Annotated in this window: 23 protein-coding genes and 2 tRNA genes; 15 read left to right on the top strand and 10 right to left on the bottom strand. The window is 70.9% G+C overall.

Going from position 1 to position 23,668, the window contains the following annotated elements; translation table 11 throughout:
* Positions 1-18 precede the first annotated feature (18 nt).
* The 3 genes from Pme01_RS25575 to Pme01_RS25585 all read right to left on the bottom strand — a co-directional run bounded on the left by Pme01_RS25575 (position 19) and on the right by Pme01_RS25585 (position 3,291).
* Positions 19-423, bottom strand: a complete 405-nt coding sequence (locus Pme01_RS25575; RefSeq protein ID WP_168117500.1) for a globin — start codon at positions 421-423, stop codon at positions 19-21.
* Between the two features lie 74 nt (positions 424-497).
* Positions 498-1,946: an MFS transporter gene (locus tag Pme01_RS25580; RefSeq protein ID WP_239088459.1), complete on the bottom strand. Its 1,449-nt coding sequence runs from the start codon at positions 1,944-1,946 to the stop codon at positions 498-500.
* Positions 1,947-2,181: 235 nt separating this feature from the next.
* Positions 2,182-3,291: a mechanosensitive ion channel family protein gene (locus Pme01_RS25585; protein WP_239088462.1), complete on the bottom strand. Its 1,110-nt coding sequence runs from the start codon at positions 3,289-3,291 to the stop codon at positions 2,182-2,184.
* Positions 3,292-3,614: 323 nt separating this feature from the next.
* Here Pme01_RS25585 and Pme01_RS25590 point away from each other — a divergent pair, with 323 nt between their 5' ends.
* Positions 3,615-4,139 carry an HNH endonuclease gene (locus Pme01_RS25590; RefSeq protein WP_168117502.1) on the top strand — a complete coding sequence of 175 codons (525 nt, stop codon included), beginning with the start codon at positions 3,615-3,617 and terminating at the stop codon, positions 4,137-4,139.
* Between the two features lie 3 nt (positions 4,140-4,142).
* Here Pme01_RS25590 and kynU read toward each other — a convergent pair whose 3' ends face one another.
* Positions 4,143-5,396: a kynureninase gene (gene kynU / locus Pme01_RS25595; RefSeq protein ID WP_203935860.1), complete on the bottom strand. Its 1,254-nt coding sequence runs from the start codon at positions 5,394-5,396 to the stop codon at positions 4,143-4,145.
* A gap of 179 nt (positions 5,397-5,575) precedes the next feature.
* Here kynU and ctaJ point away from each other — a divergent pair, with 179 nt between their 5' ends.
* Together ctaJ and Pme01_RS25605 are read left to right on the top strand one after the other, a co-directional pair.
* Positions 5,576-5,884: an aa3-type cytochrome oxidase subunit CtaJ gene (gene ctaJ / locus Pme01_RS25600; RefSeq protein ID WP_205864376.1), complete on the top strand. Its 309-nt coding sequence runs from the start codon at positions 5,576-5,578 to the stop codon at positions 5,882-5,884.
* On the top strand, positions 5,871-6,284 hold the full coding sequence (locus Pme01_RS25605) for a DUF5130 family protein (RefSeq protein ID WP_168117505.1): 414 nt from the start codon (positions 5,871-5,873) through the stop codon (positions 6,282-6,284). Before ctaJ ends, Pme01_RS25605 begins: the two co-directional genes overlap by 14 nt.
* Before the next feature lie 57 nt (positions 6,285-6,341).
* On the opposite strand, the gene pepN is transcribed toward Pme01_RS25605, so the two are convergent.
* Entirely contained in the window at positions 6,342-8,924 is a 2,583-nt protein-coding gene (pepN, locus tag Pme01_RS25610) for an aminopeptidase N (protein WP_168117506.1), read from the bottom strand.
* A 187-nt stretch (positions 8,925-9,111) separates the two neighbouring features.
* Between pepN and Pme01_RS25615 the strand changes: the two genes are divergently transcribed.
* From Pme01_RS25615 to Pme01_RS25635, 5 genes are all read left to right on the top strand, one after another.
* Positions 9,112-9,738 (top strand): mycothiol-dependent nitroreductase Rv2466c family protein, encoded by a 627-nt coding sequence (locus tag Pme01_RS25615; RefSeq protein ID WP_168117507.1) that lies wholly within the window; start codon positions 9,112-9,114, stop codon positions 9,736-9,738.
* 104 nt (positions 9,739-9,842) lie between these two features.
* Positions 9,843-10,205, top strand: a complete 363-nt coding sequence (locus tag Pme01_RS25620; RefSeq protein WP_168117508.1) for a hypothetical protein — start codon at positions 9,843-9,845, stop codon at positions 10,203-10,205.
* Positions 10,206-10,274: 69 nt separating this feature from the next.
* Positions 10,275-11,498, top strand: a complete 1,224-nt coding sequence (locus tag Pme01_RS25625; protein WP_168117509.1) for a DUF1015 family protein — start codon at positions 10,275-10,277, stop codon at positions 11,496-11,498.
* 49 nt (positions 11,499-11,547) lie between these two features.
* Positions 11,548-11,814, top strand: coding sequence for a hypothetical protein (locus Pme01_RS25630; protein WP_168117510.1), 267 nt, complete (start codon positions 11,548-11,550; stop codon positions 11,812-11,814).
* Positions 11,815-11,827: 13 nt separating this feature from the next.
* Complete coding sequence (locus tag Pme01_RS25635; protein WP_168117511.1) at positions 11,828-12,295, top strand: ribose-5-phosphate isomerase; 468 nt, start codon at positions 11,828-11,830, stop codon at positions 12,293-12,295.
* Positions 12,296-12,347: 52 nt separating this feature from the next.
* On the opposite strand, the gene Pme01_RS31950 is transcribed toward Pme01_RS25635, so the two are convergent.
* Entirely contained in the window at positions 12,348-12,734 is a 387-nt protein-coding gene (locus Pme01_RS31950; RefSeq protein WP_420850539.1) for a hypothetical protein, read from the bottom strand.
* 270 nt (positions 12,735-13,004) lie between these two features.
* Complete coding sequence (locus Pme01_RS25645; protein WP_239088461.1) at positions 13,005-14,240, bottom strand: GNAT family N-acetyltransferase; 1,236 nt, start codon at positions 14,238-14,240, stop codon at positions 13,005-13,007.
* 81 nt (positions 14,241-14,321) lie between these two features.
* Here Pme01_RS25645 and Pme01_RS31865 point away from each other — a divergent pair, with 81 nt between their 5' ends.
* Positions 14,322-16,133: a protein kinase domain-containing protein gene (locus tag Pme01_RS31865; protein ID WP_168117512.1), complete on the top strand. Its 1,812-nt coding sequence runs from the start codon at positions 14,322-14,324 to the stop codon at positions 16,131-16,133.
* A gap of 51 nt (positions 16,134-16,184) precedes the next feature.
* Here Pme01_RS31865 and Pme01_RS25655 read toward each other — a convergent pair.
* Positions 16,185-16,258: transfer RNA gene (locus tag Pme01_RS25655), tRNA-Gly, on the bottom strand.
* Between the two features lie 163 nt (positions 16,259-16,421).
* Between Pme01_RS25655 and Pme01_RS25660 the strand changes: the two genes are divergently transcribed.
* The 6 genes from Pme01_RS25660 to Pme01_RS25685 all read left to right on the top strand — a co-directional run bounded on the left by Pme01_RS25660 (position 16,422) and on the right by Pme01_RS25685 (position 21,991).
* Positions 16,422-16,495 (top strand) — tRNA-Pro (locus Pme01_RS25660).
* A 120-nt stretch (positions 16,496-16,615) separates the two neighbouring features.
* Positions 16,616-17,974 (top strand): trigger factor, encoded by a 1,359-nt coding sequence (tig, locus tag Pme01_RS25665; protein ID WP_168117513.1) that lies wholly within the window; start codon positions 16,616-16,618, stop codon positions 17,972-17,974.
* A gap of 164 nt (positions 17,975-18,138) precedes the next feature.
* Entirely contained in the window at positions 18,139-18,771 is a 633-nt protein-coding gene (locus Pme01_RS25670) for an ATP-dependent Clp protease proteolytic subunit (RefSeq protein ID WP_168117514.1), read from the top strand.
* Between the two features lie 11 nt (positions 18,772-18,782).
* Entirely contained in the window at positions 18,783-19,439 is a 657-nt protein-coding gene (locus Pme01_RS25675; protein ID WP_168117515.1) for an ATP-dependent Clp protease proteolytic subunit, read from the top strand.
* Between the two features lie 400 nt (positions 19,440-19,839).
* The gene (gene clpX, locus Pme01_RS25680) at positions 19,840-21,132 is read left to right on the top strand and encodes an ATP-dependent Clp protease ATP-binding subunit ClpX (protein ID WP_168117516.1); all 1,293 of its coding nucleotides are present in this window, start codon (positions 19,840-19,842) and stop codon (positions 21,130-21,132) included.
* Between the two features lie 55 nt (positions 21,133-21,187).
* Positions 21,188-21,991, top strand: coding sequence for a carbon-nitrogen hydrolase family protein (locus Pme01_RS25685; RefSeq protein ID WP_168117517.1), 804 nt, complete (start codon positions 21,188-21,190; stop codon positions 21,989-21,991).
* On the opposite strand, the gene Pme01_RS25690 is transcribed toward Pme01_RS25685, so the two are convergent.
* Both Pme01_RS25690 and Pme01_RS25695 read right to left on the bottom strand, forming a co-directional pair.
* The gene (locus Pme01_RS25690; protein WP_168117518.1) at positions 21,978-22,844 is read right to left on the bottom strand and encodes a GNAT family N-acetyltransferase; all 867 of its coding nucleotides are present in this window, start codon (positions 22,842-22,844) and stop codon (positions 21,978-21,980) included. The genes Pme01_RS25685 and Pme01_RS25690 overlap by 14 nt on opposite strands.
* 147 nt (positions 22,845-22,991) lie before the next feature.
* A complete protein-coding gene (locus tag Pme01_RS25695) occupies positions 22,992-23,252 on the bottom strand; it encodes a hypothetical protein (protein ID WP_203935861.1) in 261 nt (86 codons plus the stop codon).
* Positions 23,253-23,668: the final 416 nt, after the last annotated feature.

Below are 23,668 nucleotides of genomic sequence, written 5' to 3' on the forward strand. Positions count from 1 at the left end.
GAATGGGCGCGCCCTGTCTCAGCCTTCGTCGTCGAGCGTGTTGACCATGAAGTACGCCGCCCGGGTGAAGTAGTTCCACAGCTCGGCCTCCTGCTCGGGCGGGAGTGCCAGGGTGTCCAGGGCGCGGCGCATCTGGTGCAGCCAGGCGTCCCGCTCGGCCGGGCCGACCCGGAACGGCGCGTGGCGCATGCGCAGCCGTGGGTGCCCGCGGGTGGCCGAGTACGTGTTCGGGCCGCCCCAGTACTGGATCAGGAACAGCCTGAACCGCTCGTTGGCCGGGCCCAGGTCCTCCTCCGGGTACAGCGGTCGCAGCACCGGGTCGGTCGCGACCCCGGTGTAGAACTCGTCGACGAGCTTCCGGAACGTCGGCTCGCCGCCGACCTGGTCGTAGAACGAGGGGGTCTGGGCTGGCGTGGTCACCATTCGATTCTGCCAGGCGAATGGGTGTGAACTCAGCGCCGATCTCGGCAGCGCGGGCGCCGAGGCGCCGGTGCGCCTCAGTGCGAGGCGGTCGGCAGCGGCGGCCCGGCGGTCTCGCCGGTACGGGGCGCGGCGATCGGTCCCGTGGTCTCACCGGCACGGGGGCCGGCGAACGGCTCGTCGGTCCGCGGGGGCTGTACGCGCGGCGCGGGCTCGGGGACCGTCGCGCCGGCGTTGCCGCGCCGTGCCCGGTCGATCGCCCTGGCCACCGCGTCCTGCCCGGGCCAGATGAGACTGACCAGCAGCATCAACACGACGCCGCCGGCTCCCCACAGGCCGACCACGAGCGGCAGGTCGAAGCGGTTGGCGAGCGCGCCGGTGAGGAACACCGCCCCGCCCTGGCAGAGCTGCACGCCGCTGCTCACCACGCCGAACGCCCGTGCCCGGAAGTGGTCGGGCAGGGCCTGTACGAACAGTCCGTTGGCCGCGGGCAGCAGTGCCGCCACGCCGAAGCCGCTGACCAGCGCGATCGCCGCGGTCCCGTACACGTTGGGGTCCGCGAGCGCGGCGGCCAGGGCGAGGGGCGCCACGACCGCGAACGGGCGGATGAGCCGCTGACGCGTCGAGAGCCCGACGAAACGGTTGATCAGGAGGCTTCCCGCGATGAAGCCGACCGGCGTGCTGCCCATGATCAAGCCCTGCATCCAGCCGCGGTCGTGCTCGTTCCCGGTGAGGTGACCTGCCCAGGCGGCGGCGAGACCTTCCGGGACGACCCCGAACAGCACCGTGGAGAAGACGATCAGCGTGATGGCCCGCAGCACCCGGCTGCCGAACACGACGCCGATGCCCTCGGCGGTCTCCCGTAGCAGGTGTCTGCGCTGGTCCGGCGCGAGCGCCGGGGTGCGGTGGTGGACCCACAGGCCGATGACACACGCCGAGATGCCGAACGTGGCCGCGTTGAACAGCACCGCCATGTGGGGGTGGTACGCCGCGATGGCGCCGCCGGCGAAGTATCCCGTGATGAGCGCGAGGTGGGCGCTGGTGTCCATCAGGGACATGCCCAGCACGTATCGGTCACCGTGGAGCAGTCGTGGGGTGAGGGCCGACCGGGCGGCCCGGAACGGCGGGTCGAACAGCGCCGTCACGAACAGCAGGACCAGCAGGACGGGCACCGGCACGCCCGGAATGGCGACCAAGGCCATGGTGGCCATGCGCACCAGGTCGGAGAGGACCATGGTCCGCCGGTACGGGTACCGCTCGGCCAGCGCGGCGAGGATCGGGCCCAGCCCCAACCACGGCAGGAAGCTGATCGCGAAGGTGGCCGCTGCGATCAGCGTGGATTCGGTGCGCTGGTAGACGAGGGCCGTCACGGCGGCCCGCGCCATCGAGTCGCCTAAGGCCGACAGCCCACCCGCATAGAAGACCGCTCGGAATTCACCGTTCGCCAGAACGTCGCGGAAAGTCGCCGGACGATCGACGAGATCCGGCTCGGACACCGGTGGGTCCTCCAAGGTCCGGTCCGACATGGCGTCCAGTCGGTGCGGCGGCGGCCGACGTCGCTGTCGTCCCTTCCGGGAGAGAGCGCTCAGCCGAAAGGGTGATGTTGTCGTCGGACCTGAACGAACGGACCATAGCTCAGCAACCGGCCGGCGCGCGAGCCCTCATCCGAAGGTTGCCAGCGGTATTGCGCAAAACGGCTATAGCCATACAGGTCGGCGCCGCGACGTCGTCAGAGCTGAAAAACCTCCGGATTTCGGCGGGTCAGACCTGGGAACCGGTACCGAGTCCGCTCTCGCCGCTGTGCTGCCCGGTGTCCGCGGGGCCGGCCGTGCCGGCCGGAGTGGCGGTGGGTGGCGGCGGCTGGTCCACGGCGCCGCCGGCGGGGTGCAGGAGTATCCGTCCGGCGCCGAGCCGTTCCGCGATGCCGGCCCGGTCCAGCGCGTCGGTGAGGCAACGCCGCAGTTCCCGGCCGACCCGCCACTGCGACTCGGAGGTCGTCTTCACGGTGGTGCGCAGGACCGCGCCGTCGGCGGTGATCTGCTCCACGCCGAGCACCTCCGGCGGGTCGATCAGATCGTCGCTCCACTGCGGGTCGTCGGCCAGCTTCGCCGCAGCGGTACGCAGGATCTCGGCCGCCTCGCGCACGCCGGCGAACCCGACCGGGATGTCGACCACGACCTGCGCCCAGCCCTGGCTCTTGTTGCCCACCCGGGTGATCTCGCCGTTGCGGATGTACCAGACCACGCCCTGGGCGTCACGGATCGTCGTGATGCGCAGCCCCACCGCCTCGACGGTCCCGCTCGCCTGGCCCGCGTCGACCACGTCGCCCACCCCGTACTGGTCCTCCAGCAGCATGAACATGCCGGCCACGAAGTCCTTGACTAGGTTCTGCGCGCCGAAGCCGACGGCGAGGCCGACGATTCCGGCGCTGGCCAGCAGCGGTGCGAGGTTGAGACCGAGCTCGCTCAGCACGAGCATCAACGTGATCACGAAGATGACGGCGGACGCGATGCTGCGCAGCACCGAGCCGAGCGCCTCCGCCCGCTGCCGGCGCCGCTCGGGCAGGGCGACCGCGTCGCGTAACAGGGTGGCCGGCATCTTCTCGCGCAGCGGCCGCAGCAGCGCGGGGGCGGAGCCGGAGCCGTTGAAGCCGTTGGTCGTGCGCACCAGCCGGTTGATCGTGCGGTGGATCAACGTCCGCGCCAGGATCGCCAGCGCGACGATCAGCACGATCCGCAGCGGCTTCAGCAGAAACAGGTAGCTGCCCTCGGCGAGCCAGGCCTGCCCGGTCTTGTCGAAGACCCACCCGCACAACACGGGAGCCTGCGGGCAACTCGGCGTCGGGTGGGGCGACGGCGACGCGGCCAGCACGGCATTGGCCCGGACCGCCGTGGCGATCTGGTGAAGGGGGGTCACGGGATAGTTTCGTACCGCATCGCCCGCGCCGCCGCGGCACGGCCCCCCGGAACAGTGATGGGGAACGTTCCGCAGATGGCGGCAAATCACCCGTTCTCGGCTAACTTCCCCCTCCGCGACCCTCTCCTGTGGGCGAGGCGGCGGTCCGAGTGGGTAGAGCTTCACCCCGAGGCCCCCCCGATTAGCGCGTGCAATTTGGCGATCTATCGGGGACGATTGGCGCCAGGACAGGTCGAGGCGACGACGGGAGACCGCTTCACCCTAGGAGGGCGGCAGCGATGCCTGACATACGACTGACAGTCGGCAGCACCCTGGTTCTGAATGCCACGTACGAGCCGCTGTGTGTCGTGTCGGTCAGGCGGGCCGCAATCCTTGTCTTATCCGCGAAGGCGGTGTGTGTCAGCGACGGTGACGGGACGCTGCACAGCGTCCGGACCGAGCTGCCAGTCCCGTCCGTGGTGCGGTTGACCCGGTATGTTCGGGTGCCCTACCGCACCCATGTCGGCCTCTCCCGGCGCGCGATCTTCGCGCGTGACGGCGGCCGGTGCGCCTACTGCCGGGGGGCGGCAGAGACGATCGACCACGTCCTTCCGCGCAGCCGAGGTGGCGCCCACGCCTGGGACAACGTCGTCGCCGCCTGCGCCAGATGCAACCACACCAAGGGCGACCGGACGCCGAACGAGCTGGGCTGGCGGCTGCACGCCGCGCCCGCCGCCCCCAAGGGAACGGCGTGGCGCGTGCTGGGCCACCGCACGCCCGATCCCCGCTGGTCGGACTGGCTCAACCTGCCCGAGGTCGCGTAGCGCCTACGTGACCCGGCCGCGCTCGGCCGGGAACCGCGTCCACCCGCCCGACCGCATGACCTCCCGCAGCCGCGCAAATCCCTCGTGTACGTCCACGAACCGCGTGTACAGCGGGGCGAAGCCCATCCGCAGCCGGTCCGGGGTGCGGAAGTCCGGTACGACGCCCGCCGCCTTCATCGCCTGGCAGATCCGCCAGGCCTCGGGGTGGTACAGCGTGACGTGCGCACCCCGCCGCTCCGGCTCGCGCGGTGTGGCCAGCTCGAAGCCCTCCGCCGCCAGCCAGGCGTCGAAGAGCGAGATCGCGTACGACGTGAGCGCCGCGCCCTTGGCCGCGATCGCCCCGATACCGGCCGCCGCGGTGATCGACGCGCCCTCGAGGACGGCGTACCCGCCCAGCACCGGCGGGGTACCGACCACGAACCGCTCGACCGACTCGACCGGGTCGTAGTCGGTACCCATGGCGAACTGGTCGCGCTGGCCGAACCAGCCCCAGATCGGCTGGCGCAGCCGGGACTGCAGGTCGGCGCGTACGTACAGGAACGCGGGCGCGCCCGGCCCCGCGTTCAGGTACTTGTACGTGCAGCCCACCGCGAGGTCCGCGCCGGCCTCGCGCAGCGGTACCGGTACCGACCCGGCCGAGTGGCACAGGTCCCACAGCGTGAGCGCGCCCACCTCATGCGCGGCCTCGGTCACCGCCACCAGGTCGACCAGCGCGCCCGAGCGGTACGCCAGGTGCGACAGGCACACCAGCGCGACGTCGGGGTCGAGCGCCGCCCGCAGGTGCGCCGGGTCCAGCCCCTGGTTGATGTCGGTCTCGACCACCCGCAGGGTCAGCCCGCGCGTCTCGGCCAGCCCCGCCAGCACGTACCGGTCGGTGGGGAAGTTGTCGTCGTCGGTGACGATCACGCTCCGGCCCGGCCGGGCGTCCAGCGCGGCGGCGGCCAGCTTGTACAGGTTGACGCTGGTCGAGTCGGACAGCACGACCTCGCCGGGATCGACTCCGAGCACGCCGGTGGCGAGCACGTCACCGGCCTCGCGGGCCAGCCCGATCCAGCGGTCCCAGCCGCGGATCAGCTCACCGCCCCACTCCCGGGAAACCGCCTCGACCAGCCGCTGCCCGGTGGTGACGGGCAGCCGCCCGAGCGAGTTGCCGTCGAAGTACACCAGGTCCGGGTCGGCGATGACGAAGCGCTCCCGGTACGTCGCGAGCGGGTCTTCGGCGTCCAGCGCCCGGGCCGCGGCATGAAGATCCTTCACGAAGGGCACCGTAGTGGGGAAGGGCACCGTAGTGGGGAGGCGCGCCCGCTCGTGCGTGCCCTCCCCGGTCGGCACTCTTCGGGGTTTCCGGCACCCCCGTCGCGGAGTAGCATGCGCCAGCCGCTAACGTGAGGTCCGCATATGGTCCCTTCGACGCCGGGGGCGTTGGCTTGTCAATAATGGAGACGGTGCTCATCTACGTCGGCATACCGGCTCTCGTCATCCTGGTCATCACCGGCCTGGTCTTCGCCGGTGACGTGCGGCGTGGCAAGCGGTACCGGCCGGGTCGGCCCTTCGAGTTCCGGCCCGTCTGGTTCCTCTCCTCGCCGGAGCGGCTGACCGAACAGGGCCCCGACGAGCACAGGGCGCTGCACGGCGCCGCTGCGGCGACCGCGTTGCCCGCTGGTGGCTCGAGCCCCGCGACGGAGTGGTCCGCCCGCAAGTCGGCCGAGGAGCGCGCGACTGGAGGCGCAAGTGACCGCTGGTGAGCAGGACAACCGGGTGACCGGACGTCCAGAGGTCCTCGACGGTCCGTTCAACACCCGGCAGCTGTTGCGGCTGGACGAGGCGTTGCGGGTGGCCGACCGGACGACCGGCCTGACCTTCAGCGTGTACGTGGGTGACCTCGACGAACCGGTACGCGGTCATGCCGAGAAGCTGCACGGCCAGTTGACCAACCCGGACCACTCGGTCCTGATCGTGGTGTCGCCCAACCAGCGGATGCTCGAGGTCGTGACCGGTGCCGCGGCCCGCAAGCGCATCCCGGACCGTTCGGCCAAGCTGGCCGCGCTGTCGATGGCGGCGGCGTTCGGCGGCGGCGACCTGGCCGGCGGCGTCGTCACCGGGATCGCCCAGCTCGCGAACCAGGCAGGCAAGGCAGCAAGCTGAGACTGATACTAAAAGGGCCCCCGCCGATCTCGGCGGGGGCCCTTTTCGTCCGCGGTCTCAGGCCGCGTCGGCGTCCTTGGCGCGCGCCCGTAGGGCACGCACCACCCCGTCGCGCCCCTCGGCGACCAGTCGCCGCAGCGGGCCGGGGGTACCCTCGCGGGCCAGCCAGTCGTCGGTCAGCGCCACCGTCTCCGTGCTGACCTGATAGGCCGGGTACGCCAGCGCCACGAAGTCCTGCGCCGGCTCGCTGTCCAGGGTCTCCCAGATGTCGTCCACGACCCGGAAGTACTCCGCCGTGTACGGCGCGGTCAGCTCCGTCTGCGACGGGTGCTGGAAGCCCTGCAGCATCGACCGCTGCAGCCAGTTCGGCAGGTGGCTGTCGGAGACCAGCCGGCGCCAGGTCTCCGCCTTCGACTCCGGCGTGGCCACCAGCGCCCGGGAGAGCGCCGCCTGCCGCTCACCGCTGGCGGTCCGGTCCCGGTCCAGCTCGGCCTCGATCTCGTCCGGTCCGGCGGCACCGTTGGCGACCAGCGCGTGCAGCAGGCTCCACCGCAGATCCGCCTCGATCACCAGCCCCGACGGTACGTTCTCGCCGCGCAGCCAGCTGGCCAGCACGGCGAGCTGCTCTTCCCGGCGGGCGGAGACGGCGAAGGTACGCGCCCACGCGAGCTGGAAGCCGCCGCCAGGCTCGGCGGCGCCCAGCGCCCGCTCGGCGGCGGCGTTGAGCAGTTGCAGCCCCTCGGCGGCCCAGGCCGGGTCGGTGTAGAACGCCAGCGCGGACCGGGCCTGGGCGAGCGTCGCGGTGACGAGGTTGATGTCCTGCTCGCCGGGCAGCCCGGCGACGACCATCCGGACGTAGTCGCGGGCGGCCAGCTCGCCGTCGCGCACCATGTCCCACGCGGCCGCCCAGCACAGCGCCCGGGCCAGCGGGTTGTCGAAGCCGGCGATGTGGTCGACCACGGTCGCCATCGAGCGCTCGTCCAGCCGCAGCTTCGCGTACGTCAGGTCGTCGTCGTTGAGCAGCAGGACGTCGGCGGCGGGTACCCCGGCGAGCTGCGGGATCAGGGAACGGGCCCCGTCCACGTCGACCTCGATGCGCTCGCGCCGGGTGAGCGTCCCGTCCTCGGTCAGGTCGTACAGCCCGATGCCGATGCGGTGGGTGCGCAGCGTCGGGTACCGCTCCGGCGCGTCCTGGAGCACGGCCACCGACTCGTACGTGCCGTCACCGGCGAGGATGATCTCCGGGCGTAGCGTGTTGACCTGGGCCGTCTCCAGCCACTGTGCCGCGAACTTGCGCAGCTCCTTGCCGGACGCCGCCTCGAGGGCCGTGAGCAGGTCGTCGAAGGTCGCGTTGCCCCAGGCGTGCCGGCTGAAGTAGGCGCGCAGGCCGGCCAGGAACGGCTCGATCCCCACGTACGCGACGAGCTGCTTGATCACGCTCGCGCCCTTGGCGTACGTGATGCCGTCGAAGTTGACCTCGACCGCGTCGACGTCGGGCATCTCGCAGTACACCGGGTGGGTCGACGAGAGCTGATCCTGCCGGTACCCCCAGTTCTTGCGTACCGACAGGAAGGTCGTCCAGGCGTCGGTGAAGCGGGTGGCCGACGTGTTGGCCCAGTGGCTGGCCCACTCCGCGAACGACTCGTTGAGCCACAGGTCGTCCCACCACCGCATGGTGACGAGGTCGCCGAACCACATGTGGGCCATCTCGTGCAGGATCGTGTTGGCCCGCTGCTCGTACTCGTAGTCGGTGACCGGGCTGCGGTAGATGTAGTGCTGCTCGGCGTGCACGACGCAGCCGAAGTTCTCCATCGCGCCGGCGTTGAAGTCCGGGCTGTACACCTGGTCGTACTTGGCCAGCGGGTACCGCACGCCGAACTCGCGGTGGAAGAAGTCGAAGCCCTGCTTGGTGATCAGCAGGATGTCGTCGGCGTCGAGGTACCGGGCCATCGACGCGCGGCAGAACACGCCGAGGTCGATGCCGTCGTGGCTGTCGCGCACCTCGTGGTACGGGCCGCCGCAGATCGCCGTGACGTACGTGCTCATCCGTGGCGAGCGCGCGAAGTGGACAAGCTTCGCCGCACCCGACCCTGGTCCGACCGACTCATCCTCGATGGGCATGTTCGACACGACACGCCAATGGTTGGGAACAGTCACGTGCCAGGTGAACTCGGCCTTGAGGTCGGGCTGGTCGAAGCAGGCGAACACGCGCTGCGCGTCGGCCGTCTCGAACTGGCTGTAGAGGTACACCTCCTTGTCGACCGGGTCGACCGAGCGGTGCAGGCCCTGGCCGGTGGAGGAGTACGCGCAGTCGGCGTCGACGACCAGTACGTTCTCCGCGGCCAGGCCGGGCACCACCAGCCCGGAGTCGGCGGCCCAGTCGGAGACGTCCAGCGGCTCGCCGTTGAGGGTGGCCCCGCGTAGCGAGTCGGCGGCGATCTCGACGAACGTGGTCGCACCGGGCTCGCGACAGGTGAAGCGGACCTCGGTCACCGAGCGGAAGGTGCCCTCTCCCGGGTAACCGGCGCCGTCCGTGAGGTCAAGGCTGATGTCGTACGCCGAGACGTCGAGCAGGCGGGCCCGCTCGGCGGCCTCCACCTGCCTGAGGTTTCGAACTCCGGCCACGGTTGTCGTCTCCATCTGTATTCGGTGCGATCGCCGCCCCAATGGTCCGGGTCGCGGCTGGGAAGCGATCTTTTCACAACTGGTTGTCGGCCACGAAGTGGCGCAGGTCACGTTACGTTAGTTTCGCCGCGCGCACCGGGTGGGGTGAGGATCGGTAAGGAGCGCCACCGCCTGTCATACCTGAAAATCGTGAGGAGTCGCCGTGACCGAGCGCGTCACCGCCGATATGTGGTTCGACCCGGCCTGCCCCTGGGCTTGGATCACCTCCCGTTGGCTTCTCGAGGTGGAGCAGGTACGCCCGGTCGACATCCGCTTCCACGTGATGAGCCTCGCCGTCCTCAACGAGAACCGCGAGGAACTGCCGGAGGAGTACCGCGAGTTCCTGAAGACCGCCTGGGGGCCGGTCCGGGTGGCGATCGCCGCCGAGCGCAAGTACGGCAACGAGTCGCTACGTCCGCTGTACACCGCCATGGGCACCCGCATCCACCTCGGCAAGGAGGAGCGGGGCCGGGCCCTGTACGAGGCGGCCCTCGCGGACGCCGGCCTGCCGGTCGAACTGGCCGCCGCGGCGGAGTCCAGCGAGTACGACGAGGCGCTGCGGGCCAGCCACGAGGCGGGCATGCGGCCCGTCGGGATGGACGTCGGCACGCCGGTCATCCACGTACCCGGACCCGACGGACAGCAGATCGCCTTCTTCGGACCGGTGGTCACGCCGGCGCCCAAGGGCGAAGCGGCCGGCCGGCTGTGGGACGGCACTCTGCTCGTCGCCGGTACCCCCGGATTCTTCGAGCTGAAGCGGACGCGCGACGTCCCGCCGTCATTTGAGTAATCCGCCACTGTCGCATTTCTCGACGTGGTGTGCGTCACGTCCGCTCATCGCGCATCGTTACTCCTCGGCGGAGGCTTTCCGCTTTTCGCGCATGAGGAGGACCGGTGTCGACCAGCATGGATCCGGCGCCCAGTGAGGTAACCGTCTCCGCCGAGGAGGTGGAGGGCAGCCGACCCCGCGCCTGCTGGTCGGTACGGGAGGGCGCGTGGTCCGCCGGGCTGCCCGCCGAGGTGGCCGCGCTGCTCGCCCCGCCGGTGATCGTCTCGGCCGAGGCGTTCGCCCCGACCACCGTCCGGTCGCGCCACGAGAACGGCGCGTCGGCCGGTTCGGGGCGCACGCCGCGCGACAACAGCGCGCCGGTCGCCTACGGTCCCCGGCACGCCGCGCCCGACGACGCCACGAGCCGGTTCATCACGCCCGGCCTGCACCGGCGGCTGCGCAACCGGCGCCCGGCCCACGCGGCGTAGTCCTCTCGGCGGTCTGAGCGGCGCACCCCGCGCGGGAAGCGACGCTCCTCGACCGGATACCGTCGGCCCATGACGATCGCCCACCCGATCGCCCGGGCCTGGCTGACGACCGGCGGACGCGCCGGGCAGACCACCGCGGCGCAGAACTACGACGAGTTCGCCGACGACGCCGAGATCACCGCGATCATCGCGGCCAACCCGGCCAGCGCCCTCGCCGTCGAGATGCCCCACCGGGCGCCCGAGAGCCTGGGGCGGCCGTTCGCCGACTGCCTGCCCGACGCGGTCGCGCGGCTGGCCACGGCCAAGGCCGACGGCCACTACGCGCAGAACGACGACGTCGCCGTCGTGTACCGGATCACCTCACCCGAAGGCTCGCGCGGCTACGGCCTGTGGACGATGGTCGAGACGGCGCAGATCTCCACCAGCGCCGACGAGCCGGGCCTGGTCATCCGCAACGAGGACGTGTTCCTCGAGAAGGTCCGCGAGCGGGTCGCGCTCGCGCAGGCCACCGGCCACCTGCTCTCACCCGTACTCCTGCTCCAGACCGCGCGCGGCGACGACCTGCACGCCGCGCTCGCCTCGGCGATCGCCGAGGCCGGCGCGCCGGCCGCCAGTGACGTCGACCCGGCCGGCCGTACCCACGAGATCTGGGCGCTCGGCGCCGATACCACCCGCGACCGGCTGCTGGACCTGGCCGGCGGTGGCGAGCTGGTGGTAGCCGACGGCAACCACCGCAGCCTGGCCGCCCAGACCGCCGGCCTGCCGCGCTTCCTCGCGGTCGTGACGACGCCCGGCTCGGTGGCGATCCAGCCGTACAACCGGCTCGTGAGCGAGCTGGGGATGGCCCCCGCCGACCTGGTCGCGCGCCTGGCGGCGGCCGGCGCCACGGTCACCCCGCTGGCCGGTACGACCGAGGTGCCGAACCAGGGTGGTGTGGTGCACCTGTACACGGCGGCCGGCGCCTGGGCGGTGACCTTGCCCACAGCCGGCTCGGACAGCGCGGTGGACAACCTCGACCACGCGCTCGTCGAGCGGCACCTGCTCGGCGACGCCCTCGGTCTGGAGCCGGGGGACAAGCGGATCACCTACGTCGGGGGCGACTATCCGGCCGACTGGCTGCGCGGAGAGGTCGACTCCGGCCGCGCGGAGCTGGCCGTGCTGATCGCCCCGGTGACGGTCGGGGACTTCGTGGCGGTCAATCTCGCCCGGCAGAAGATGCCCCGCAAGAGCACCTGGTTCACGCCCAAGGCACGGGCCGGATTGGTAGTGGCCGATCTCGCGGCCGAGGCGTGAGGCGTGATATACCCAGGCCGCTTCATCGAGTGGACCTGGGGGTCTGTGCATGAGCTTCATCCTGACGCTGGCGGTGTTCGCCGTCGGTCTGGGGCTGTACGCGGCGGCGGCGCTGATGTTCGACCGGCGCCGTGTGCTGTACGGGTGGCGCGCCGCCCGCTCCGCGGAGGCGGCCGAGACGCCCGTACCGAGCGGCCGCGCGGCCACGCTGGTACGGGCGGTCACCGCATTGCCGCCGTCCGTGACGATCCTCATCGTCCTTGTGATCGGCACGATCTTGATGCTTGGCTCGTGCGCGGGCCTGATCCTCTGGTGAAAGACTCTGTCGCATGCGCGTTTACCTGGGCTCCGACCACGCCGGCTACGAACTGAAGGTGCATCTCGCCAGCCACCTCGGCACGCAGGGGTACGAGGTGGTCGACGTGGGGCCGTCCAGCTTCGACCCCGACGACGACTACCCGGCCTTCTGCCTGCACACGGGCGCCCGGGTGGTGGCCGACCCCGGCTCACTGGGGGTGGTGGTCGGCGGCTCCGGCAACGGCGAGCAGATCGCCGCGAACAAGGTCCCCGGCGTACGCGCGGCGCTGGCCTGGAGCGTCGAGACGGCGCGACTGGCCCGCGAGCACAACGACGCCAACGTGGCGGGGGTCGGCGCCCGGATGCACACCCTCGACGAGGCGACCGAGATCGTCACGGCATTCCTGACCACGCCGTTCTCCGGCGGCGAGCGGCACGTACGGCGGATCTCCCAGATCGCCGAGTACGAGAAGACCCACGAGCTTCCCCCACTGCCCTAGTTCATCGAACCTGGACACCTGGGCCGGCTACACGCGGCCCAGGTGTTCAGGATCAATGGCGGGGGGAGCGGGGCGGCAGGTCCTCGCGGGGCACCCAGCCGCGGCGGACGATGACCAACTCCTCCTCGGCCGCCACCAGGTCGGCCTCGGTCGGCCGTGCGGCGTCCCGGGCCCGTAGCGCCGCCCCGATGCTCACCTGCGACGAGCCGCCACCGACGAGGCCACGCAGCCCCCGCTCGGTCTGCGCCTCGTCGGTCAGCCGCCCGGGACCGGCCGGATCCCCGGTCAACTCCGGCTTGTCGCTCTTGTCGCCTCCGGGCTCGCCGCGCCCGCTGCCGGGCTCGCCGCGCCCGCTGCCGGGCTCGCCGCGCCCGCCGGTCGCGGCCGGGCGCTTCCGGGCGGTACCGGCCTCCGGCTCGTCGTCCTCGGGATCGGCCACCTCGGCGGTGATCGCGAACGCGCCGCCCCGTTCGGCGAGGTCGTTCGGCGTGGCGACGCGCGGTGTCACCCCGGGCGCCGCCGGACCCGCGTCACCGGACCCGGGGGCCGGACCGCTGACCGGCTCCATGACCGGCCCGCTTGCCGGTTCGCCGGCCAGGCCGCTGCCCTGCCCACCTGCCTGTCGCGCGCCGGCCGAAGGGCCGGTCGCCTCGCCGGGCCGTTGTCGCCTTGTCCGTCGGCGGCGCCGCTCCGTCCCCATCCCCGGACCCTAGAAGATTTCCAGCGCCGACGGTTGGCGCTGCCAGCCGAACGCCGCCGCGGTCGCGGTGACGGCTCCGGGACGCAGTTCGCGTACGCGGCCCGCCGCCACCAGCGCGCCGAGCGCCGTCCCACCCAGGTACAGCGCCCCCAGGTCGGCCACGTCGCACGCCAGGTCCGCCGCGTCCGTCGTCGCGGTACAGGTCGCACCGTTCGCGTCGCCGGTCAGCCGCCAGCGGCCGGCGTTGTCGGGTAGCAGGGCGTCGGTGACCTCCAGCACGACGTCGACCGGCGCCGCGTACCGGCGGGCCGACAGCGCGGCCGGCACGTCCACCACCCGTACCCACAGCGAGTCGCTCACCCGCTCGCCGAGTGCCCGGGGCTCGTTGACCAGGTAACGCAGCGGCTCGTCGGTCGCGCCGAACCCGTACTGGACGGTCCGGGTCAGGTCGACCGAGAACAGGAACTCCCACAGCGCCAGGTAGGCCTCGGGCGTCACGGCGACCACCTCGGCCACCTGGACCTTGCCCTTCGGGCCGGTCTCGTCCCAGTCGCCCTTGCGCCGCCACAGCGCGTACCCGTCCGGGCCGTCGTGCGACTCGAACAGCAGCGCCCGCCACTCGGTGCAGCCCTGCCGGCGGCTCGGTGGGTCGGCCAGCCGGCGACCCCACCAGTTCTCGTCGCGGCTCGACCAGCCCGGCCGCTCGGCGCGCACCCGCTCGTACACCTGCTGTAGGTCTTTTCTGGCCTGCTCCGGGGTGCTGTCGCGCAGGCGGCCCGCCGCCGGGTCGGCCGACCGGTTCAGCCGTACCTCGCGCTTGTCGGCCGTGAGCAGGTGGCGCATGCCCGCCAGCCCGTACCCGAACCGCTGGTAGATCCGGCCCTCGCTGGCCCACAGCATCGCGATCGGCTCGCCACCCTCACGGATCTGGCGCAGCTGGTGGGTCATGAGCCGGGTCAGCAGGCCCCGCCTGCGGTGCGTGGGGCGGACTCCGACCAGCGTGACGTGGGCCGCCGGCACGACGCCGCCGGGCACCGTCACCTCCCGGGTGTACACCCCGGCGTGCGCGACGGTCCCGTCGTCGTGGTCGATGACGTGGGACCGCGTCGGCTCGAAGACCAGCCGGTTCCCCTCGAGTTCCGCCTCGGGGAAGTCCTCCCCGAACGCGGCCCGGAGAACATCGAAGGCAGCGTGGAAGTCGTCGATCGACTCGAGGGTGCGCAGGCGGTACGGGTCAGTGGTCACCGGCTCTGTCTACCCGTCCCGCCTGTCGACCGCGAGGCATTTGCCGGACCGCTACGCTGAGGTTCGCTTCGGGGAGGTTGGATGACTGCGAACGGTACGCGGTTGCTGGATCTCGTGTGTGGTCCGGCCGGTCCGCTGCCGGAGACGTACCAGCGGTACCAGCTCGTGGCGCACCTCGGCTCCGGGGGACAGGCCGATGTGTACCGTGCCGTACGGCTGTGCGGGGGAGTGACGTCCGCGCCGCTGACGGTCAAGGTCTTCCGGGTCGACCCGCGCCGACCGCTCGTCGACGAGCTTCGCTCCTGGGACAAGGGCGATGCCGCCCTCATGGACCTCAACAACCGGGGCGTCCAGGCGATCTGCCGCCGGGCCGACGGCTTCTACGGGCCACCGCCGCACCGCCCGGGCCAGCCCCCGGAAGACGGCGACGCGGTGCCCTACCAGGTGTACGACTACCTGCACGGGGTCAACCTGCGCGAGTACGTGGTCAACCGGGCCGGGTTGGCAGACGGGGCCCGCCGGCTCAACGCCGTCACCGCGCTGGCCACGCTCGCCGGCGTCCTGCGCGCGCTGCACCACCCGCAGGAGTCCGGGGCCACCCCGGTGCTGCACATGGACGTCAAACCGTCCAACGTCATGGTGCTCGCCACCGGCGAGGTGAAGCTGATCGACTTCACCGGGGCCCGGTACTGGCGGCCCGAGGAGATCACCCAGATCGCGTACACGCCGGAGTCCGGTGGCCCGGAGGCCTTCGGCGGCGTCTCCCAGGTTGGACCCGCGTACGACGTGCACGGCTTCGGCGCCGTCGCCTACTTCCTGGTCACCGGTGAGTACCCGCGCGAGCCCGGTCGCCAGTCCGCGGGCGGCGAGGAGTCGCCGCCGGCCTGGAGCGTGCTCCGGCGCCACCACGTACTGGAGCAGGTGCCCGCGCTGCGCGACCACCTGCACCAGATCCTCGCCGACCGGCCCGCCGACCGGCCGAGCACGCTCGAGCTGTCGGGGTGGCTGGAGCGCCTCGCCGACCTGGTGCGCCGCAGCGACACCCCGGACGTCGGGGTCGACTGGGGTGAGCAGGAGACGGCGCGCATCATCGGCCGGGCCAGGCCGCGGCCGCCGGTTGCCGGTACCGAGACCGACGCGTTCCAGCGGATCGAGAAGCTGGAGCGCGAGCTGGTCGAGCTGCGCGGCGCCCTCGGTAGCCACGAGCAACCGGCCACCCGGGTGGCCGGGCCGGCGGTGAACGGCTCCGCCGGTACCGCACCCACCAAGCTGGCGCACCAGCCCCCGACCAGGGCGCTGGACGGCCCCACCGGCGAGCAGCAGCGGGTACCGGCGACCCGACCGGTGTCACCCGCGCCGGCTCCCACCGCCGTTGCCGGGCCGGCGCCCGCTTCCCCTGCTGGCGCCGGGGCGACCTCGGCTTCCCCGGCCGGTACGGGCCCGGCGTCGCCGCAGATCCGCGGCCGGGCGAGCGTGCCACAGCCCAAGCGCATGGACCCCACCGATTCGATGGTCGGACCGGACCAGGAGCGTCCGGACTGGCCGCAGCGCCCCCGCGAGGCGCCAGGGGTGTGGAAGCGCGGCTGGGAGCTGTCCGGGATCGGGGCGTTCTTCGCGTTCATCTGCTGGGGCATCTGGGCGGCGAGCGCGCACGGCCGGTTGGGCGTCCCGCTGCTGGCGTTCTGTCTGGTACTGGTCGTCGCGGCCGGCGTCTTCGTCGTCATCCGGCTGCTGGGCCGGCTGGTGCTGGTGCAGCGGCTGGGCCGGGTACGTCGCAGCGCCCGGGGCGCCCACGCGGTCACCGGCCTGTTCCTGGTCGCGGCGGGGATCGCCTACCTGAAGCAGACGCCGTGGGTGGTCAGTCTGTACGGCTGGCTGAGCGGCACGTCCTGACGACAACGGCCCAGGTCCGGCGATCGTGCCGGTTGCCTGGGCCGTGGTACGTGGAGCGGGCGACGAGAATCGAACTCGCACCGTCAGTTTGGAAGACTGAAGCTCTGCCATTGAGCTACGCCCGCGTCGCCGCGCGACATGCGCGGCGCGACCAAGAGTACCGAATGCCGACACCCCCGTGCGCGGGGGTTGGCGGGGCGTGATCGTGGTAGCGGGGCGGGAGACGGTCGTAGGAGGACGGGCGGCGCGACGCGAGGTGACCGGAACGCATACACTTCACGTCGCCACCGGGGTGTGGCGCAGCTTGGTAGCGCACTCGCTTTGGGAGCGAGGGGCCGTGGGTTCAAATCCCGCCACCCCGACCGAGACCGCCGGCGGTCCCCCGCCGGCGGGGTGCCAGCCCGCCCGTAACCACCTTGGCGCGGCTCGCCTAGACTTTTTGCGGCCGATGCGGCCCCATCCGTCACATACGAGGAGCACCTGTGAAGAGCACCGTCGAGACTCTCAGCCCGACCCGCGTGCGGCTGGCCATCGAGGTGCCGTTCGCCGAGCTCGAACCGAGCCTCAAGAAGGCGTACCGCGAGATCGGTTCGCAGGTCACCATCCCCGGCTTCCGGCGCGGCAAGGTGCCGACCGCCGTGATCGACCAGCGGGTGGGCCGGGGCGCCGTGCTGAACGAGGCCGTGCAGGACGCCATCCCCACCCAGTTCCTCGCCGCCGTACGGGAGCACGAGGTCAAGACGCTCGGCCGCCCCGAGGTGGAGATCACCGAGTTCACCGACGGCGCGCCGCTGAAGTTCACCGCCGACGTCGACGTACGCCCGGAGATCACCCTGCCGAACCTCGATGACATCGAGGTGACCGTCGACGAGATCCAGATCGGTGACCAGGAGATCGACGAGCAGCTCGGCGGCCTGCGTGACCGCTTCGCCACGCTCAAGACCGTCGAGCGGGCCGCCGCCAACGGCGACTACGTGCAGCTCGACCTGAACGCGACGGTCGACGGCGAAGAGGTGCCGGGCGGCAGCGCGACCAACGTCTCGCACGAGGTGGGCAGCGGTCAGCTGCTGCCGGGCCTGGACGACGTCCTGGTGGGCATGTCCGCGGACGAGTCGAACACCTTCACCACCGAGCTCGTCGGCGGCGAGTACGCCGGCCGCGAGGCCGAGGTGGCGGTGACCGTCCGCACGGTCAAGGAGAAGCAGCTTCCCGAGCTCGACGACGACTTCGCCCAGCTCGCGAGCGAGTTCGACACGCTGGATGAGCTGCGTGCGGACCTTCGCAGCCGGCTGGAGCGGGTCAAGCGGGTCGAGCAGCTCTACGACGCCCGGGACAAGGCCCTGAAGGCCATCGTCGAGGCGGCGGATGTGCCGGCGCCCGAGGGTGTCGTGCGCGAGGAGGTCGAGCAGCGCAAGGAGGCGATGAACGACCAGCTCCAGCGCATCGGCGCGTCGATGGAGCAGTACCTGGAGGCCGAGGGCAAGAGCCAGGACGACATCGACCAGGAGCTGTCCGACGCCGCGGTCGAGGGCGTACGGATCCAGCTCGTCCTCGACACCCTCGCGGACGCCGAGCAGGTCGAGGTCTCCGACGACGAGTTCGGCCACGAGATCGTCCACCGGGCGCAGCGCGCCGGCGTCTCGCCGCAGCAGTACTACGACCAGCTCGTCCGGTCGGGCATGGCCGCCGCCGTCTTCGGTGACGTCCGTCGCGGCAAGGCGTTGGCCCGGGTCATGGAGCAGGTCAAGATCACTGACAGTGCGGGCAACGCGCTGTCCCTCGACGACCTCCGTGGCTCCGCCGGCGAGGGCGACGAGCACGACCACGACCACGACCACTAGAGCTGACATTTGACCACGTCACACCCGCCCCGGCGGGTGCGACGTGTTTCATCCACGGGAACGGCGGGCAGGTGCGCTCAGAGCGAACAATGCGCTCGGCCGGACGTCCGCGTCGATCTCAACGGTTAGTGTCGGCATATCAAGGACTCTCCCGAAGGGCTGCCATGACCGACCTTCACATTCCAGCGACCCCGGTCGCCCGAGGGGCCGACGCCGGCCTCGGCGCTCTCGACGACTCGGTCTACAACCGGCTGCTCAAGGAGCGGATCATCCTGCTCGGCAGTGAGGTCAACGACCAGGTCGCCAACCGGATCTGCGCGCAGCTGCTCCTGCTGGCCGCCGAAGATCCGGAGCGCGACATCAACCTTTGGATCAACTCACCGGGCGGTTCGGTCACCGCCGGTATGGCGATCTACGACACCATGCAGTTCGTCGGTAACGACGTGGTGACGGTCGCCATGGGCCTGGCTGCCTCCATGGGACAGCTGCTGCTGTGTGCGGGCAGCAAGGGCAAGCGGTTCGCCCTGCCCCACGCCCGGATCATGATGCACCAGCCGTCCGGCGGCATCGGCGGTACCGCGTCGGACATCGCGATCCAGGCCGAGCAGATGCTCTACACCAAGCGCATGTTCCAGGAGCGGGTCTCGTTCCACACCGGCCAGCCGCAGGACCAGATCGAGGCCGACTCCGACCGTGACCGTTGGTTCACCTCCCAGGAGGCACTGGACTACGGCTTCATCGACCACGTTGTGTCCGGGGCTCGCCAGGTGCCCGCCGGCGCCGGGACCCGGGACTGAGGAGAAGCACAATGACTGACCTGAGCCTGTCCTCGGGCATGCGCGAAGTTCACAACCGGTACATCCTGCCGTCGTTCGTCGAGCGCACGTCGTACGGGATCAAGGAGATGAACCCGTACAACAAGATGTTCGAGGAGCGGATCATCTTCCTCGGCGTCCAGATCGACGACGCGTCGGCCAACGATGTGATGGCGCAGCTGCTGACGCTCGAGTCGATGGACCCCGACCGCGACATCGTGATGTACATCAACTCGCCGGGTGGCTCCTTCACCGCCATGACGGCGATCTACGACACGATGCAGTTCGTGCGTCCGGACATCCAGACCGTCTGCCTGGGCCAGGCTGCCTCGGCGGCTGCCGTCCTGCTGGGGGCGGGCACGCCGGGCAAGCGGATGGCGCTGCCCAACTCGCGGATCATCATCCACCAGCCGGCCACCGAGGGCGGCTACGGGCAGGGGTCCGACATCGAGATCCAGGCGCGCGAGATCCTGCGGATGCGGACGCTGCTGGAGGACCTGCTGGCCCGGCACTCCGGGCAGACGTCGGACAAGGTCCGTAAGGACATTGATCGGGACAAGATCCTGACGGCCGAGGAGGCCAAGGACTACGGCCTGGTTGACCAGGTGCTTGCCAGCCGCAAGAAGTCCGCGCTGGCACCGGCGCGCTGACAAGAGCAGGTGAGGGGCGGACGCCGGTGGCGATCCGCCCCTCGCTCGCCCCAGGGGCGGTGCCGTGGAATTGGGCGGCGAAACGGGTGCCTGACCCTCTCGTCGGAGGGCTCCTGACCGGTACCATCAGCGTTGAAGGGGTCGGTTCGTCCGGCTCCGTCGTATCGGCGGTGTCGACCCATTGGGGCGCCGCTGATGGTCGTTCGGCCAAATCACGGGCGATCCGCCCGCGGTCGGACGGCAAGGATCAAGACACCGCACATGCAGGGGTCGGAGAAGCGCCCGCAACCGGGTAACGTCGAGGCAGCGGCTGGCACCAGGAGGCCGAAGACGCCGGGTGTTCCGGTGCATTGGGCAAGACCGGACAAGGGTCCGGCCGTGAGGGCAGGGAGATACGTAGGTGGCACGGATCGGCGACGGTGGCGACCTACTCAAGTGCTCCTTCTGCGGGAAGTCGCAGAAGCAGGTGAAGAAGCTCATCGCAGGTCCGGGTGTTTACATCTGCGATGAATGCATCGACCTGTGCAATGAGATCATCGAAGAGGAGCTCGCTGAGTCCGGCGACGTCAAGTGGGACGAACTGCCGAAGCCGATGGAGATCTGCTCCTTCCTCGACCAGTACGTGGTCGGTCAGGAGCAGGCCAAGAAGGCTCTCGCGGTTGCCGTCTACAACCACTACAAGCGGATCCAGGCGGACTCCGCCAGTGGTTCCGGTGGCGACAACGTCGAGCTGGCGAAGTCCAACATCCTCCTGATCGGCCCCACCGGCTGCGGCAAGACCCACCTGGCCCAGACGCTCGCCCGGATGCTCAACGTGCCGTTCGCCATCGCGGACGCCACGGCGCTCACCGAAGCGGGCTACGTGGGCGAGGACGTCGAGAACATCCTCCTCAAGCTGATCCAGGCGGCCGACTACGACATCCGCCGCGCCGAGACCGGCATCGTCTACATCGACGAGGTCGACAAGATCGCGCGGAAGTCGGAGAACCCGTCGATCACCCGTGACGTCTCCGGTGAGGGCGTGCAGCAGGCGCTCCTGAAGATCATCGAGGGTACGGTGGCCAACGTGCCGCCGCAGGGCGGCCGCAAGCACCCGCACCAGGAGTTCATCCAGATCGACACCACGAACGTCCTGTTCATCGTGGGTGGGGCGTTCGCCGGTCTGGACCGGATCATCGAGTCGCGGGTCGGCAAGAAGGGCCTCGGCTTCGGAGCCCACCTCCGGTCGGTCTCCGAGCGCAATCTCGACGACATCTTCGCTGAGGTCATGCCGGAGGACCTGCTCAAGTTCGGCATGATCCCCGAGTTCATCGGCCGGCTCCCGGTGATTACGAGCGTGCGCAGTCTTGACCGCACGGCGCTCGTCCGGATCCTCACCGAGCCCCGCAACGCGCTCCTCCGCCAGTACCAGCGGCTCTTCGAGCTTGACGGGGTCGAGTTGGAGTTCGCGCCGGAGGCCCTGGAGGCGATCGCCGACCAGGCGATCCTGCGGGGCACCGGCGCTCGCGGTCTCCGCGCGATCATGGAAGAGGTTCTCCTCTCGGTCATGTACGAGGTGCCGAGCAATCCCGACATCGGGCGCGTGCTGATCACCCGCGAGGTCGTGCTGGAGAAGGTCATCCCGACGATCGTGCCGCGCGACCTCGCGCGTCAGGCCGTCCGGCGGCACCAGCGTGAGGAGAAGTCGGCCTGACCGGGCCGGTCTTCGGCCTCGCGGCCATCACCGTCACCCGCATAGGCTGCAAGCCATGAGGGTGGCGGTGTGTCAGCTGAACGCGCGTGACGACCGCGCGGAGAACCTGCGGGTGGCTCGGGACCTGCTCGACCGTGCGGCTGCGGCCGGCGCCGAGCTGGCCGTGCTCCCCGAGTACGTCGACTACCTCGGCCCGGCGCGCGGAGCGCCCAAGCCGGAGCCGGTCGACGGCGAGTTCGGTGGGTTCTTCGCGGACGCCGCCCGTGAGCTGGAGATGTGGATCCACGCCGGCTCCTTCCACGAGGTCGGCCCCGACCCCGAGCGCACGTACAACACGTCCCTGGTCTTCGGGCCGGACGGCGCGCTCGCCTCGGTCTATCGCAAGATCCATCTGTACGACGTGGAGATTCCCGGCCGGGTCTCGTACCACGAGTCACGCACTGTGGCGCCTGGTACCGAGACCGTCGTCGCGGCGGTTGAGGATCTCCGCGTCGGCCTGTCCATCTGCTACGACCTGCGCTTCCCCGAGCTGTACCGGCGCCTGGCGACCAGCGGCGCCAACGTCCTGGTGGTGCCCGCGGCCTTCATGGCGCACACGGGCCGCGACCACTGGGAGGTACTGCTGCGGGCCCGCGCGATCGAGAACCAGTGCTACGTCGTCGCCGCGGGTCAGATCGGCGACCATGACCCGGGGCGGACCTGCTACGGACGAAGCATGATCGTGGACCCGTGGGGGACTGTCCTGGCCCAGGCGCCCGACGTCGTCGGCGTCACGGTCGCGGACCTGGACCTCGACCGGCTGGCCACCGTCCGCGCGGAGCTGCCGAGCCTCGCCAACCGCCGGCTCACGAGTAGCTGAACAGCCACTCCTGCGCGTCGTCGACCGGCTGGAATCCGATCTGCCGGTAGATCGCGTTGCTGGTGGGGTTCGCCGTGTCGGCGTAGAGCATGCAGTCCGTCGCGCCGGCGTCGAGTACGCGCCGGCTGACCGCGGCCACGCAGGCCCTGGCGTACCCCCTCCCGCGCGCGGCCGGTGCCGTGTAGACGGTGCTGATCCGGACCACGCCCGCGGTGGGCGGTGACAGCCACAGGAATGACACCGGGGCGCCGCGGTCCTCCCACAGCCACATCATCCGGCCGTGCCTGAGCCGGTCGTCGACGCCGGCGGCCGGGTCGGACGGCTGCTGCTGGGGCAGCGCTTCGGCGGTGAACCAGTGCACCCACCGTACGATCAGGGCCCGATCGGCGTCCGTGGCCTCACGGAGCCGTCCCGGTACGCCCGCCGGCGGGAGCGGCCGCCGCAGTTGGTACGCGCGGGTCCCCAGGCCGGGCATCACTCGAGCGCCGGTCGCTTCCCGGTACCTCACCATGAACGCCAGGGCTGCGTCAGCCGGGCCGTCGACGGCGGGAAGGCGCTGTCCCACGTCGTCGACAGAGCAGCTGGCGAAGTGATCGGCCAGCGCCTGAGCCGGGGGAGGGGACATGCCCGACAGCAGCAGCGCCCTCGGCGGGGCCCGCACCGCGACTGCGGCAAGCCGCTCCCGTTCGTCGAGCACCCGTACCCAGATCGAGTCCGGCGCCTCCCGGTGCCCACCGTCCAGCCGGCTCTGCACCGTCGTGGCGAGCACGTTGTGCCGTACCGGCTCGTGCAGCAGCCACGGGACCGCATGATCGGCGAAGGTCCGTACGTCCGGATCCCTTACGCACCGCATCGGAATATCCAGGACGTCACCGCGTTGTACTCCCGTGGCCCGGTGGGTCGTGAGGTGAGCGTCTGTCTGGCAGGTGTCCGGGGCGTGCCGCGCGGAATATCTCCCAGGCCACGGTGTTGTAACTCCTACGACGTGCTGCGGTCCCGGTCAACGCCCGCCGGTCAGCACGCCGACAACGGCGAGGCCGACAATGGCGAGTCCGGTGATCAGGAGCGCGGTGGTCATCCGTGAGCGTCCCCGGCGAGCGAGCCGGGCGGACGCCGCGACGAGGGCGACCAGCACGCACCCGCCGATCACGATCTGCCAGATCGGAGCGACGGTGGCGAGGAGGCCTTCGTCCGCGGCCATCGTGGCCGTTGGCTGGACGCCCTGTCCGGACGTGGACGTGCCGGTGTACGCCGGGCTCATATGCCCATTCAACTGCGTGGACCGGAAGGGCGAAAGGACGGGGTCATCCGCCGCGAGGTGGCGTGACCGGGAACATCAGGGGCCGATTTGACGTTGATCCCACCCGGCGCGTAATTTTCTCGCTGCCCGCGGGGCACCGGACGGAAACCGGCCGGTTCCGCGAGATCTACTTGCTGACGCAGGAGTGGGTCCGAGTTGTCCAGCGACCAAAGTTCTCAAGGACTTGCGGTTGCGAAACGGCCCGGCTAAAGTAGTCAAGCCGGCAGGAGCCGGGCGGGTGGAGCGCCGCGACAGCGGTGCCATCGGCCGGTCTGCTGGAATCCCCAAGCCAGATCATCAGCATGGTGGTCGTGGCGTGCTCGGGGTCCGACCAAGAAAAGTTCGAGTCAGGACTTGACGCGGTCGGGTCAACCGAG

The organism is Planosporangium mesophilum (assembly GCF_016863255.1).
Classification (GTDB): Bacteria; Actinomycetota; Actinomycetes; order Mycobacteriales; family Micromonosporaceae; genus Planosporangium; species Planosporangium mesophilum.

What these genes read in the sequence shown, in the direction of transcription:
- Pme01_RS31865 (WP_168117512.1), top strand. Translation starts at nt 14,322, where the DNA reads ATGACTGCGAACGGTACGCGGTTGCTGGATCTCGTGTGTGGTCCGGCC.
- Pme01_RS25575 (WP_168117500.1), bottom strand. Translation starts at nt 423, where the DNA reads ATGGTGACCACGCCAGCCCAGACCCCCTCGTTCTACGACCAGGTCGGC.
- Pme01_RS25580 (WP_239088459.1), bottom strand. Translation starts at nt 1,946, where the DNA reads ATGTCGGACCGGACCTTGGAGGACCCACCGGTGTCCGAGCCGGATCTC.
- Pme01_RS25590 (WP_168117502.1), top strand. Translation starts at nt 3,615, where the DNA reads ATGCCTGACATACGACTGACAGTCGGCAGCACCCTGGTTCTGAATGCC.
- ctaJ (WP_205864376.1), top strand. Translation starts at nt 5,576, where the DNA reads ATGGAGACGGTGCTCATCTACGTCGGCATACCGGCTCTCGTCATCCTG.
- Pme01_RS25685 (WP_168117517.1), top strand. Translation starts at nt 21,188, where the DNA reads ATGAGGGTGGCGGTGTGTCAGCTGAACGCGCGTGACGACCGCGCGGAG.
- Pme01_RS25670 (WP_168117514.1), top strand. Translation starts at nt 18,139, where the DNA reads ATGACCGACCTTCACATTCCAGCGACCCCGGTCGCCCGAGGGGCCGAC.
- Pme01_RS25630 (WP_168117510.1), top strand. Translation starts at nt 11,548, where the DNA reads ATGAGCTTCATCCTGACGCTGGCGGTGTTCGCCGTCGGTCTGGGGCTG.
- Pme01_RS25635 (WP_168117511.1), top strand. Translation starts at nt 11,828, where the DNA reads ATGCGCGTTTACCTGGGCTCCGACCACGCCGGCTACGAACTGAAGGTG.
- Pme01_RS25695 (WP_203935861.1), bottom strand. Translation starts at nt 23,252, where the DNA reads ATGAGCCCGGCGTACACCGGCACGTCCACGTCCGGACAGGGCGTCCAG.
- Pme01_RS25625 (WP_168117509.1), top strand. Translation starts at nt 10,275, where the DNA reads ATGACGATCGCCCACCCGATCGCCCGGGCCTGGCTGACGACCGGCGGA.
- pepN (WP_168117506.1), bottom strand. Translation starts at nt 8,924, where the DNA reads ATGGAGACGACAACCGTGGCCGGAGTTCGAAACCTCAGGCAGGTGGAG.
- Pme01_RS25690 (WP_168117518.1), bottom strand. Translation starts at nt 22,844, where the DNA reads ATGCGGTGCGTAAGGGATCCGGACGTACGGACCTTCGCCGATCATGCG.
- Pme01_RS25675 (WP_168117515.1), top strand. Translation starts at nt 18,783, where the DNA reads ATGACTGACCTGAGCCTGTCCTCGGGCATGCGCGAAGTTCACAACCGG.